The sequence below is a fragment of the Chromobacterium sp. HL1 genome, from assembly GCF_057418835.1.
Map to the genome: position 1 here is coordinate 1,548,130 of NZ_CP162399.1, position 12,891 is coordinate 1,561,020.

Sequence of the window (12,891 nt, forward strand, 5' to 3'; positions counted from 1 at the left end):
TATGGAGCGAGGGAGGGATCAAGTCGCTGCGGCGAGCGCGCGGGCCTCGGGTTTTTCCAGCCAGTCCAGCAGCAAGGGCCACACCTCCTTGCTGGCGGAGGAGGAGTGCATCACCCTGGCATGGTTGTAGCCCGCGCTGAACCCGGCCGCGACCGAGCAGAATAGCGCCTGGTTCTCTTGCCCTTTAAAGGCCGCCAGAAACTGCCGGCAGGCGGAGGGCGGGGCAATGAGAGAGTCGTTTTCGGCAAAGACCGCGAGGATGGGCGCTGAGATTTGCGGTAAACGCCGCAGATAATCAAAGCCGTCTGCGCCATTGAAGCGTCTGTGGATGTTCCAGTCAAACCATTGACGCATCATGTGCCAGGACTCGTCCTGAACGCCGATTCCCAGCCTTTTCCCGGGCAGCCTGCCCGTCAGGCGACAGGCTTCCCTCATGCCGATAAGGCGCAGCCGTCGCCAGGGCGTCTGGGCGGCATAGCCTGCTTGGCAGGCGAAGAGCGCTATTTTCCCGATGACTTGGTTGAAATGAGGATGGCGCAACAAGCACATCGCCAGCGCCAATCCCCCTCCGCTGTGGGTCACGCAGTGGAGGCGGGCGATCCCTTCCTCTTCCAGCAGGTAGCGCAGCGCCGCGGCCACGTCAAACAGCGCGACGGTCTCAAAATTAAAAGGAGGCGGGTCCCGCTGGCTGTCTCCGTGGCCGCGCCATTCAAGAATCCAGCAAGTGAATCCCCGCTCCGCCAGATGTCTCGCCAGGCCCAGGCAGATGCGCCTATCCGAAAAAGTGCCGTGCGTCATGAACAGATGACGCGGCTGGGAGGCGGGGCTGGAGATCTTCCACAGCGCCAGGGAGACCTGATCTTGGCTGAGCAGCCGGATGAGCACCTCGTTTGTCATTGCTGGATGTCCCGGTTCCGACGAGCCGCCGCGGCAGGCGCTTGTGGCGTGATCTTTTCAAAGGAAATGGCGTTCGGCGCTTCCTCCCCTTGCCGCAAGCCCGTTCCGAGGGTGCGGCAAAAGGGCGGGAGCCGGCGCGCCCGGCCTTAATCGACGATGAACAGCTTGGCGCCGGTTTCGGTATGGGACAGATGCGGTTCCGCGTCGTCGGCCACCTGGTAGCTGAGGCCGGGCGTCAAGGTGAAGCTGCGGCCGTCCGCCAGCGTGGTGTGCAGCACCCCTTCCAGACACAGCAGAATGTGGCCTTTGACGCACCAGTGATCCGCGCGGTAGCCCGGCGTGTATTCCACCATGCGGACGCGGATGTCCCCGAAGCGCTGGGTGCGCCAATAGGCGCAGCCGGTTTCGCCGGCATGCTGGGTGGGCTCCAGCGCGGACCAATCGCTGATGCCGAATGGAAGATCGGATATTTTCATGGCGGCTCCTCTTGGGTAGGGGGTCTAAGCGCCTGGCCATTGTCGCCGATGTCCCCGGGCCGCGATAGCGGTCTTAGAGCCTGTTCAAAGTCTCGCGTGCGCCAGCGCCTCCAGCCGATCCAGCAGCGCGCCGGTTTCTTCGCGCAGGCCGGCCGCCACCGCTTGCTCGATTTCCGTACACAGCTCCGCCACCGGCGCCAAGCCGGCCATGGCGAAAGCCCCCTTGGTGGCGTGCAACTGCTGCGTCAGCGGGGCGGAGTCCATCTGCTCCAAAGCTTGCCTCATCAGCCGCAGGGAATGATCCAGCGCGTCCAGCAGTTCGGCGCGCCGGGCGGTGGACAAGGGCGCGGGCGGTCTGGCGGCCGGGCGGTCTTCGGCGGGGCGCAAGGCCAGGCGTTTGCGGATCACGCGGTCCAGCTCCTCCAGGGTAAAGGGCTTGAGCATGAGCTCGTCGATGCCGGCCTGAGCGCAGAGCGGCTGTTCCGCGCTGCCGGCCTGCGCGGTGATGGCGACGATGGGGGCGGCGAAGCCGCTGTCGCGTAGCGCCCGGGCCAGGCTGTAACCGCTGATGTCCGGCATGCTCAGATCGGTCAGCACCAGGGCGTAGGCCTGACGGGCGGCCAGCGCCAGCGCTGCGGCGCCGTTGGCGGCGGTGTCCGCCTGATGGCCCAGCTCGCGGAGCTGGTCCTGGATGAGCGCCCGGATCGCCGGGTGGTCGTCCACCACCAGGATGCGGGCCGCCGGCGCGGCTGGTCCGGTCGCGACGGCGGGCGGCTCGGCAGCCGGCGCGGCGGCGCAGGGCGGCAAGGGCAGGGTCACGACAAAGGTGCTGCCCACCCCGGGAGTGGAGGTGAATTCAATTGTGCCCGCCAGCAATTCCGCCAGTTTCTTGCAGAGCGACAGACCCAGGCCGGTGCCGCCGAAGCGGCGGGTGATGGAGGCGTCCGCCTGGGAAAACTCAGTGAACACCTGATCGTGGTACTCGGCGGGGATGCCCACGCCGCTGTCCGTCACGCCGATGCGCACCGGCGAATCCGCGTGGTCGTCATCCTGCGGATAGACCTCCAGCAACACCTCGCCGCTGAGCGTGAACTTGATCGCGTTGCCCAGCAGATTCAGCATGATCTGCCGGACGCGGCCGGGATCGCCCAGATAAGCCGGCGCCAATTGCGCGTCTATCATGCAGGAGAATTCCAGGCCCTTGGCGCGGGCCAGCGGCTCCATGCTGGCCGCCGCTTCGCGGCCGAGCGCGGCCAGATCGAAGGGAATCCGCTCCACGCTCATCAGCCCGGATTCCACCTTGGACAAGTCCAGAATGTCGTTGATGATGGCCAGCAAGGCCTGGGACGAATGATTGGCTACCGCCAGGCGCTGTTGTTGCGGCGCGGCCAGTTGGGCGCGGCCGAGCAAATCCAGGCTGCTGACGATGGCGTGCAGCGGGGTGCGGATTTCATGGCTGACCATGGCCACAAAGGAAGATTTCGCCTGGCTGGCCGCCTCCGCCGTTTGGCGCGCGCTTTCCAGCTGGCGCTCCAGCGCCTTGCGCGGGGTAATGTCCACCACATTGCACAGCAGAACCCGGATGCCCTGGTAATGGGTGGCCATGGTGGTGCTGTGCAGCTCCATGGCGCTGCCGTCCGCCAGCTCAAACTGGATGTCCCGGTGGCAAGGCGTGGTGCCGAGCGGGGACGCGGTCTGGTGGGTGTCCAGCAACTGCAGGTGCAGGGACGAGCGGGCAATTGAACCCATCCGCGTCCATTGCCGCATCACCTCGTTTTCCAGCAGCACCGTGCCGTCCGCGATGGACAGCAGCGTCAGGCCCGAGGGCGCGGTGTCCACCATGATGCGGTTCAGGTTCTCGCTTTCAAAAATGCGCTGGGCGTTGGAAAAAGCCGGTTTGAAGATCTTGCGATCCAGCAACAGAATGAAGGTCCATAAGCAAGTCAAGGCAACCAGCAGCGTGCTGAGATCAATGATCAGCGGCAGCCTCAAATCATTCAGCAGGCTATACCATGGGAAGACTTGAATATGAACCCAGCCCGGGGTGGGCAGACGGGCGCGCAGGATGAACAGGCCGTCGCGGTACTGGATATCGGATACCGCGTCGTTGATTACGGGCAGGTCCATGGCGCGGAGCCTTGCGATCAGCTTCACGCCTTGCTGCGCTTGCCAGCCAAAACTGATGTGAAGCGGCCCCATAGGACTGGCGAGCAAGGTGGTTTCATCGCTGATGTCCGGCCGCCAGGTATTCAGCAAGTTATCGATGCGGATATCCCTGACGAACACGGCGACAGGCGCGCCGTCCACCACGGCGGCCTGCGCCAGACGGATGGCGGGCCGGCGGGTCAGCGGCGCGGCGACGGCGGCCAGCCAAGCCGGCTGACGGCCGGCTTGGCCGTTGGCGGCCGTTGGATTGGGCATATTGGTGAAAGTCCTTTGCCAGAGCGTTTCTTTGCTGCCTAGCTGGGCGGGCGCCGCAGAGGAGAAGCTGGGGGAGATAATCGCCAGAAACCGCTGGTCCGGGCTATACAAAGAAACGGTTACCGATTTTCTCAACTCGCAATCGCCGCCGCACATCGCGCTGGCGGCATGTTCCGCCAGCGCCAGATAGGGCTCGAAACGGGGGGCCGGGTAGGGGGCGGAGAGCTTGCCCAAGGCCAGCATCGGAGGGTGAGCCTGGGAGGCTTGCAGCCAGGCTTCCCCATTCTGCGCGGTGAATTGGCGCTGCAGCGCCGGGCTGGCTTTGGGCAGCGCCTTCCATGCCGTCTCGGCCTGGCTGACCTGGTGGTGGAGATCGATCGCATGCCCTCTGAGCAGTACCTTCAGCGTCGTATTTTCCGCATCGAACATCCGGTGCCGGTCCGCCAGCATTTCCTTGCCGGCCAGCCAGAGCGTCAGCAAGGTTAAAGCCAGCAGCGCCAGAGAAATGGCGACGCCCCCGCCAAACAAAGTAATGCGCTGGATGCGCTGCAGGCGGCTGAGCGGCTGGCTTTGAGGGAAGTTTGAGTTTGAATTGCGCATGCGGTTTCCGGCGGGGGGCTTGGCTGGGCGGTTGACGATTTTCAGGATATTTGCTTAGCTATAAAAATAGAATGTCTTGAAAACAATTGTTTAAATTTCATGTGAACGACATGGCGACAGCGGAAATAAAAGTCTTCTTAGTGGATGATCATCCCTCGGTGCTCAGCGGCTTGGAGCACGCCTTGCAAGGGCAGCGCTCCATCCGCGTGGCGGGCAAGGCCAATAGCGCCACCGCTCTGTGGGACATGCTGGCCAGCCAGCCTTGCGACGTGCTGGTGTCCGATTACTCCATGCCCGGCTGTGAATCCGGCGACGGCGCGGCCATGTTCGAGCGCTTGCGCCGTCTGTACCCGGAACTGGGCATCGTGGTGCTCACCATGATGGACAACGCCCTGGTGGTGCGCTCGCTGCGCAGCCTGGGCATTCACTGCATCCTGAGCAAATCCGACGCCATCGAGCACCTATTGCCGGCGGTGTACGGCGCCATGGCCAAAACGGCCTACTTCTCCCCGGCGGTGGAGCGTTTGCTGGAGGCCGACCACCTGGCCCAGCCCGCCGACAAGCGCGCCTTGACCGCGCGCGAAGCCGAAGTGGTGCGGCTCTTCGTCGCCGGCCTGACGGTGAACGACATCGCGGCCAAGCTCAAGCGCAGCAAGCAAACCATCAGCACCCAGAAGGCCAGCGCCATGCGTAAATTGGGCGCGGAGCGCGACGCGGACCTGCTGCTGCTGTTCAAGCCCTGATACCTTTCTTTTCTCCCGGCGGCCCTTTCTTGGTGCCGCTTCCCCGCCGCGGGTTCCCGCGCATCCTGCGTGTCTGCTAAGGCATAGGCCGGCCAGTATAGTCGTTTTAAGGTGTGATCCCCGCCGCGCGGCGCGCATTTCGTACTGGTCAAATATCCCCCTGCACCGAGCATGGCTAAGCTGCCGGATTGGATTTCGCCTGGGCCTGAAAGACGGCAAGCAGGCGAGCATGGCGTTTATATTGAACTGGGTGCTCTGTAGATGGCGGGTGGCGTTTCAAAGTCTGGTGTGCGCATGGGCGCGTTTAAAAAAATCCTGGCCTTGTTGGCCGCCGTTTTGCTGGCGCTGAGCTTATGGGAGCTGGCGCAGCGATACTTCATCCTCAGCCCCTCGTATCAAACCGGCAAAACCCCGCAAGATTACGGGGTGACTTACCAGGAAACCTGGTTGCCGGTCGCCAAGACGGAAGGCGGCGGCCTGGTGCATGCATGGTGGTTGCCGGCCGAATCGCCCGCCGCGCCGGCGGTGCTGTTCTTGCACGGCAACGACAGCACGCTGCACACCGATGTCGATTTAATCCTCAGCCTGCGCCGGCTGGGCCTGGCGGTGATGGCGATCGACTACCGCGGCTACGGCGACGGCGCCTGGTATCTGCCCTCGCAGCGTTCGGTCTACACCGATGCCAGGGTGGCCTGGCAGGCCTTCAAGAAGCTGGCGCCGGAGGCGTCCAAGCACCTGGTGTACGGCCACTCGCTGGGCGGGGCCATCGCCATGGATATGGCGGCGGTGTCGCTGGGCGTGGACGGGGTGATTATCGACGGCGGCTTCTTGTCCGTCGCGGACATCGCCAAATCCTATACCGCCTCATGGCTGCCGTTTGACGCGCTGATCCGCCATAACTTCTCCTCCTATTCCAAACTGCCGGCCATTGCCGCGCCGAAACTATTCATCCATTGCTCCGGCGACGAGGTGGTGCCGATGGAGTTGGGCGAACGCCTATATCAGCTCAGTCCTCAGCCTAAAGCCAAGTTGTTTATGCAAGGGGGTGATCATGATGCTTGTTATCGGCGTGATAGTGCTGCGTGGGGTGGTGCAATTAAGGGTTTTTAAAAAATGCTGAATCTTATGAGTCTTGAATAGGGCGCTTCAGTGGTGTTTTATGTGAAGTTGAATGGTTTTTGTTGGTTTAGTACTGGTCAGATGTTTTGTTTTGAACTAGAGGAGTACAGTATTTGCTCCTATTAGTTTTTATATTGAGATTGTTATGTTGAATTCAAAAGGTGTGGTTTGTGTGGCAGCTACCTTCTCTATTTTTTGTGCGGGTCTGGCTAAGTCTGAAGGTCCATTGGCGCATGGGCAGTTTGTTTTAAAAGGCACTATTGAGCCGGCGGCTTGTGCCGTGGAATTTTCTGGGGATTCGGTTCAAGATTTTGGAGTGATTGATTCAAAGAGCTTGCAAGGAGGCGAGGGGTTTTGGGCGAAAACTGGTAGCCCTATGCCTTTTAAGGTAAAGTGCGATGCTTTGCAGCAGATGTCTGTTAAATTTTTGGATAGTAATGCCGCCTCCGTTCATGACGAAGTTACAGTGAAGGAAGACAAATTTGGTCTAGGTTTTATTGGGGATGCTAAGGTGGGGTATTTCAATTTTACTGTTTCGGATGCTCATAATAAGGTGAAGGCTGACGGTGAGGAGATGGTTGCGGTTAATTATGGTAGGTCTAAAACCAATGAGGCCGGCTCTTGGAAGCTGGAGCCTACTTCAGACAAGGTTTTCGCTGAGCATTATTATACACCTATAGCGAAAGGTGATGCCTCAGCAACTCCTGTGGACTTTAAGGAGTGGTATTCTGCGGTGAAACCTACTATTTATATTGATAGGAAGTTGGCGGTAAAAGATAAGGCGGAGTTCGAAGGTATGGTGACATTGGAGTTGCATTATCTTTAATGGTTTTTGAGTGATTTTATTGGTTGATGCACAAATGTCTGGTTTGTGAAAAATAGATATTTTGCATGAAATAATTTGACACCCCGGTTGCATAAATTTATGTGCGGGGTGTTGTTTTTGAGAGTGTGTGTATGTACAAGTTGAGAGAAAAGGCAGCAGTGGGTGGGTGTATGGTTATGTTGGTGGCTGCTGCTAATTGTATGGCTGGGGGTATGGAGCCAGAGACCTCAATCTTGTTGCTAAATGAAGCCGACACGGCTGGCGCCATATTGTTGAAAAACACTGATGAGCGGCCATTGCTTCTGTACTCGAAGATTGAAAATCTGCCGGAGGATGGGGATGAGAAACCGCTGGTGATGTTGACGCCACCGGTGGCACGGGTTGAGGCTGGAGAGAGGCAGCAGGTACGTTTTATGCTGCAGCTTAAACAACCCTTAAAAACGCAGCGTTTGAAGCGAGTAATTTTTGAGGGGATACCACAAAAATCAAGAGCGGATCGAGCGCAAGTGGCGATTGCAGTACGGCAAAATCTCCCTTTGGTAATTCATCCAAAAGGCTTGTCGGAAAACCGCGAGCCATGGAAATTATTAAAGTGGTCTTTGAGTGACGGCCAACTGACCTTGGCTAACGACAGCCCTTATGTGGTCCGGATGGCTCAGGTCGTGAATCTCCAGCCGCAGGGCACCGCGGTGCAATTGGAGCGCAGCTATGTGTTGCCGGGGCAGACGCTGTCGTTTCCGGTTACGGATACCGAGGTCGAGGCAGTCAGGCTGTACCCGGCTACTCTGTACGGCTTTAGCGTGGACAGCTACGACGCGCCGTTGACGGCCAAGGCCGGCTAATTGGCGGTTTGGCAAGAGCTCCCTGCCTATTGTGGGCGTGGGGAGACGTGGACGGGCACTCAGCTGCCGGCGAGGCCCTGGAAACGCCGGCCGCTGGCGGCGGCCCTGTTGCTGGCCTTGGGCACGACGCCGTCGCTGGTGCTGGGCGCTGAGGCGGCTGAAGACATGATGTTCAACGCCGATGTTTTGCGCGCGCGCGGTCTGGACCCGGCCTTGGCCGAGTACTTCCGCGGCAAGCCGCGTTTTGCCGAGGGGCGTCAGCCAGTGAGTTTGTCGCTCAATGGCGAGGCATTGGGCGAGGTGGAGGCGGAGTTCGACGCGCAAGGCCAGCTTTGCTTCAGCCCGGCTTTGTTGGAACAGGCGCGCTTGCAAGGGCCACCGCCGGATGAGGCGGAGGGCGTCTCCGTGGCGCCGGCCTGCTACGACTTTGTCGGTGCGTGGCCGCAAACCCAGGTGCAACTGAACCCCAATCTGAACCGAGTGGCGCTGTTGGTGCCCACCGCGGCCATCCTGCCGCAGCCGCAAGAAGAGATTCAGCTGGAAAGCGGCGGCGTCGGCGGCATGCTGAACTACGACCTCAGCGCGAGCAGCTATCAGGGCTTGGGCAGCGGCAGCCGCAGCTTGTCGCTGGACACCGAGGCCGGCGTCAATATTGGCGACTGGATTGTGCGCAGCCGCCAGTTCTACTACTCCAATAACGGACAAGGGCAGTTCAGCGACTTGGGCGCTTACGCCCAACGCTCCTTCGTCTCCCAGCGCGCGCGTTTGCAGTTGGGTGTGATCAATGTCGACAGCCCGCTGTTTGCCGCCGGCCAGTTGCTGGGCGCGCAGTGGACGCCGGAGAGCGGCCTGGAGCAGGGCGGCCCCGGCGCGCGGGTGGAGGGCATCGCCAATAGCGTGGCGCGGGTGGAGGTGCGGCAGGCGGGGGTGTTGATCCATGTTGCGCAAGTGCCAGCCGGGCCCTTCTCTTTTGACCATATCCGCCTCAACAACCGCCATGTCGATCTGGAAGTGACGGTGGCGGAGAGCGACGGCGGCGAGCGGCGCTTCACGGTGCCGGCGGCAAGCCTGGCGCTGGATACGGCCGCGCCGCTGGGCTATTCGCTGGCCATGGGCCGTTTGCGCGACTATGCCGACGATGGCCTAGAGCCTTTGCTGCTGACCGGCTCCGGCAGTTGGGCGCTGGGACAACGGGCGCACGGGAGGCTGGGCGCGCTCGGCACGCCGCAATACCAGGCCCTGGGCCTGGGGGCGGATGTCGGCCTGGGCGTCGACACGACCTTGAGCGCGCGCGGCGTGGCCTCCATGGCGCGGGAAGAGGGCGTGTTCGGCCATCAATCCAACTGGGCGATGAGCACGCGGATGAGCGAGGCGATGAGCGCCTCCTTGTCGGCCTCGTTTCAATCCGAGGGCTACCGCGATCTGGGCGAGGCGACGACGGCTTATGGTCGAGAGCAAGCCGGCCAAGAGCGCAAGCGCCGTCCCCGCGCCCAGTATTCCGCCTCCCTGGGCTGGAGCCATCAGCGCGCCGGCAGCTTCCGGCTGTCCTATTCCACCAGCCGCAGCTTTGACGGACATGTCAGCAGCCGCTGGCTGGGCAGCTGGGGCAAGTCTTTCAAGCGGATGTCGCTGAATCTGAACGTGGAGAACGGCCGCAACTCCTTTGACGGCCGCCGTTATCAAGCCTGGTATCTGAACTTCAGCCTGCCGCTGGAAAAACGCCGCATCAACAGCACGGTGCGTAGCAGCGGCGGCGACACCAGCTTGAATACCTCGGTCAGCGAAACCGTCAACGAGTATTGGGGCTATCAGTTGAGCGCGGAACAGAGCCGCCGCGGCACCGGGGTGAGCGCCAATGTCAACGTGCAGCCGCGTTACGCCAGCGCCCGGCTGGGCATGGGGCAGAACTACGCCGGCCGCCATTTTTCCGCCGGGCTGAGCGGCGGTCTGGCCTTCCACCGCGACGGCGTCACCGCCTCCCCGGCGCAGATCCAGGACAGCTTTGGCGTGTTGTCCACCGGCAAGGTGTCCGGGGTACGGGTCAACACGCCGGGCGGCGCGGTATGGACCGACGCCGGCGGCCGCGCGGTGATCCCCAGCTTGACGGCTTACGATGTCAGCCGGCTGGAAGTGGATGTGAAAAGCCTGCCGCGCACGGTGGAGCTGAAAAACGGCTACAAGGAGTTGAAAGTCAGCCGCGGCGCGGTGCGTCATGTGGAGTTCGACGTGTTCCAGACTCGCCGCGTGTTGTTGGAGGTCAAGGATAGCTTGGGCCAGCCGCTGAGCGCCGGCGGATCGGTGCTGACGGCGGACAACCGTTTCGTCACCACCGTGGTGGAGGGCGGCAAGGTGTTTCTGGACAATGCCGAGCCGGGGCAAGTTCTGACCGTGACCACGCCCAACGGCAACCGCTGCCAGCTGGATTTCGCGCTGCCGGAGACGGCGGACGAGCAGGTGTTTTACGAGCAGTTGAACGCGGTATGCCGGGCGGAAGCGTGAGCGAGGAGCAAGGAATGAAGTCGATGATTAAGCGGGCAACGGCCGGTCTGGCCGGCCTGCTCTTGTGCCAGGCCGTGTTGGCCGACAACTGCGTGATGCGCTTGAGCGGCGAGCAGTTGGATTACGGCGTGTTGAACAAAGGCCAGTTCAAGAGGGCCAAGTCCGGGGTGTTGGCCTTGGGCAAGCGGCGGATGACGCTGAGCGTTCAATGCGAGCAGCCAAGCGCCATCCGGCTGCGGCTGGAGGCGGAGCCGGCCGCCAAGGGTATGGCCTTGTGGAACGGCAAGGGCCACTACCGGATGAGCATGGGCGCGGCGCAATTGGACGGCCAGCCGGTGCTGCTGGCCGCCGTGCGTACCGGACAGGCGGCGCTGGAGCAGGCTGCGGCGGAGGTGGCGGTGGACGCCGAACATAAAATATGGGCGGTGGCGGACGGCAAGCCGGCGCGCGGCAAGCTGTTTACCGCGCAAATTTGGGTGGACGCCCAGGTGACGGCCGATGCGCTGCGCGCGCGCGATGTGGAGCATTTGAGCAGCGGCGGGCGCCTGTTGCTGGAGAGGGACGACCGTTAAAGAGCGGTTAATAAAAATCAGCGTTACGGCTGAGGCAAGACCCGCCGACGCAGCCTCAGGGGTTTGTTAGCCGCTCCAGGCGTCGTTCCTGTTTGGGCGGGCCTGAACCGATTAAGCGCTTGGGCTGAGCCTGACTTTTTCTCCGCCCACTGATGTCTCAAGCCTGTAGGGCCGCCAACAGATTCCCAATCCCGCCTTGCGTCTGCCGGGCCTTGCTGGCGAGAAGAGAACGCTGTCAAAAACGGTATCGATATGAAATATCCTTTGCTGCCTTAATTTAGTACCCGTCCTATTAAAATCCGGAAAAATTAAGCGTAGCGTTGCGCCTAGCATTATTCCTGGCCGTGAGGCATGTCAGTTGTGATTTCGGCTTGTCTCGCTCTTGCTGGCCAGGTCATGAATACGCTCTTAGGCAAAGGTATAGAAATCATGCTGAAGTCATTTCAGGTCGCAGTCGACGACTCTTTACTCAACGCGTTTTCCCATGAGAACCAGCACATTCAGCTAAGCATCGGCATTGGCCATCATAAAGTCAGCGACATCACCTTAAGCCAGGGCGATATTGAAGGCATTGTCACCCATAGCGCGGCTTTTTCGGTGGAGGGGGTCAAGGCGGACAATGGAATGACCACCATTGTCTTGCGGCTTGCTTCTGGTTTGTGCGAGCAGGATGTTCTGAGATCCATGCATGCCCCATGGCGCGCTTACGCCTTGCCGACAGAAGCGCGTAAGTCCCCTCAGCACACCGTGCTATCCGGAGCCTCCGGAGATCATTGGTAGGTTTGCGTCTGCGGGCTCAAGATCAGCCGATGAAATCGGTCTTGAGCAAGCCGGCGCCGGCAGGCTGTTCACGGCCTGGCTCCAGGGGCGCAGGCGTATCCGCAATAGGCTCTCTCAGAACCTGTTTACGCTCTGCCGCGCGTCGTGAGACGTGACACGGTGAGTACCCGCTCAAAATACTCATGTACCACGAGTACATTCCGCTTTTTCGCTCATTTTCGCCTTGTCTCGCTTTTGCTCGCGAGACTTTGAACGGGCTCTTAATTAGGGCACAACATGAATATCTTGCTATTGTCGGCCTTTCCCGCCGAATCCGCCCGGCTGTCGCAACAGCTGTCCGCCGCGTGGGAGCCTGAGCCCATGCTCGGCGCTTTGTCCTGTCGCAGCCTTCAATACAAGCTCCACCAGCTCTATCTGGCCGAAACCGGCGTGGGCACGGAAGACGCCGCCTTGACCACCCAAGCCGTGCTGCTGCAACGGGATATCGATCTGGTCTTGTTGCTGGGGACTTCAGGCGCAGTGGGAGATCATTGGGAGATAGGCGATGTCGTCGCCGGCAGCAAAGTCGTGCAGATGGATCTTTACGGCATCGACAAGATCCTGAAAGGCACGCTGTTTGAATCCTGTCTGTTTAACAGCAATACCCATGCTCCGCTGGAGACGGAATGGGACGTGGACCGCTATTGGCTGGAGAAGCTGACAGCGCTGCCTGGGGTGAAGCCGGGGCTGATCTTCAGCAGCAACCAGTTCCCAGTCCCTTCCTCCCTTTTTCCCTTGATGTTGGAGTTGGGAGGCGGCGTGATTGAGATGGAAGCCTCCGGCGTGATGCGCGCCGCCAGCCGGCTGGGCTCCACGCCGGTGCTGGTGCTGCGGGCGGTCAGCAATATCATTGACAGCCGATGGCACGATACGGGTACGCCCGAGCATGGCATTGAGTTGCGCGCGGAGCGGCTGTCCGCCGCCGTGTTGAAGCTGCTGTCCGCCATTTGAAGCTTGCCAAGAGGCTGTTCAAAGTCCCGCTTTGGCTTGCCGGGCTTTGAACCGCTTCTTCATTTCCCCCGTTTGATCTCCCGCCTGGCCGGGCGGCCGTCTCCGGCTTGACGCTCCGCCCCCGTC

The 12,891-nt window shown here is 61.1% G+C and carries 11 protein-coding genes; 8 read left to right on the forward strand and 3 right to left on the reverse strand.

The genetic code is table 11. The annotated features are described in order from the left end of the window. Positions 1-18 precede the first annotated feature (18 nt). The 3 genes from AB1Z25_RS07225 to AB1Z25_RS07235 form a co-directional block, all read right to left on the reverse strand. Positions 19-897: an alpha/beta fold hydrolase gene (locus AB1Z25_RS07225; RefSeq protein ID WP_486636898.1), complete on the reverse strand. Its 879-nt coding sequence runs from the start codon at positions 895-897 to the stop codon at positions 19-21. Between the two features lie 146 nt (positions 898-1,043). Further along, entirely contained in the window at positions 1,044-1,373 is a 330-nt protein-coding gene (locus AB1Z25_RS07230; protein ID WP_048411883.1) for a DHCW motif cupin fold protein, read from the reverse strand. Between the two features lie 84 nt (positions 1,374-1,457). After that, positions 1,458-4,394 carry a hybrid sensor histidine kinase/response regulator gene (locus tag AB1Z25_RS07235; protein ID WP_486636899.1) on the reverse strand — a complete coding sequence of 979 codons (2,937 nt, stop codon included), beginning with the start codon at positions 4,392-4,394 and terminating at the stop codon, positions 1,458-1,460. A gap of 140 nt (positions 4,395-4,534) precedes the next feature. On the opposite strand from AB1Z25_RS07235, the gene AB1Z25_RS07240 reads away from it, so the two are divergent. The 8 genes from AB1Z25_RS07240 (at position 4,535) to AB1Z25_RS07275 (ending at position 12,765) form a co-directional block, all read left to right on the forward strand. After that, a complete protein-coding gene (locus AB1Z25_RS07240; protein ID WP_486636900.1) occupies positions 4,535-5,137 on the forward strand; it encodes a response regulator in 603 nt (200 codons plus the stop codon). A gap of 294 nt (positions 5,138-5,431) precedes the next feature. Next, positions 5,432-6,247 carry an alpha/beta hydrolase gene (locus AB1Z25_RS07245; protein ID WP_486636901.1) on the forward strand — a complete coding sequence of 272 codons (816 nt, stop codon included), beginning with the start codon at positions 5,432-5,434 and terminating at the stop codon, positions 6,245-6,247. 154 nt (positions 6,248-6,401) lie between these two features. Further along, positions 6,402-7,082, forward strand: a complete 681-nt coding sequence (locus AB1Z25_RS07250; protein ID WP_253315547.1) for a hypothetical protein — start codon at positions 6,402-6,404, stop codon at positions 7,080-7,082. Between the two features lie 131 nt (positions 7,083-7,213). Continuing rightward, entirely contained in the window at positions 7,214-7,924 is a 711-nt protein-coding gene (locus AB1Z25_RS07255) for a fimbria/pilus chaperone family protein (RefSeq protein ID WP_486636902.1), read from the forward strand. Between the two features lie 108 nt (positions 7,925-8,032). After that, on the forward strand, positions 8,033-10,423 hold the full coding sequence (locus AB1Z25_RS07260; protein ID WP_486636903.1) for a fimbria/pilus outer membrane usher protein: 2,391 nt from the start codon (positions 8,033-8,035) through the stop codon (positions 10,421-10,423). A gap of 14 nt (positions 10,424-10,437) precedes the next feature. Beyond that, positions 10,438-10,995, forward strand: a complete 558-nt coding sequence (locus tag AB1Z25_RS07265; protein ID WP_486636904.1) for a DUF1120 domain-containing protein — start codon at positions 10,438-10,440, stop codon at positions 10,993-10,995. A gap of 396 nt (positions 10,996-11,391) precedes the next feature. Then, complete coding sequence (locus AB1Z25_RS07270) at positions 11,392-11,775, forward strand: hypothetical protein (protein ID WP_486636905.1); 384 nt, start codon at positions 11,392-11,394, stop codon at positions 11,773-11,775. A 276-nt stretch (positions 11,776-12,051) separates the two neighbouring features. Continuing rightward, the gene (locus AB1Z25_RS07275) at positions 12,052-12,765 is read left to right on the forward strand and encodes a 5'-methylthioadenosine/S-adenosylhomocysteine nucleosidase family protein (RefSeq protein ID WP_486636906.1); all 714 of its coding nucleotides are present in this window, start codon (positions 12,052-12,054) and stop codon (positions 12,763-12,765) included. The last annotated feature ends 126 nt before the right edge of the window (positions 12,766-12,891 follow it).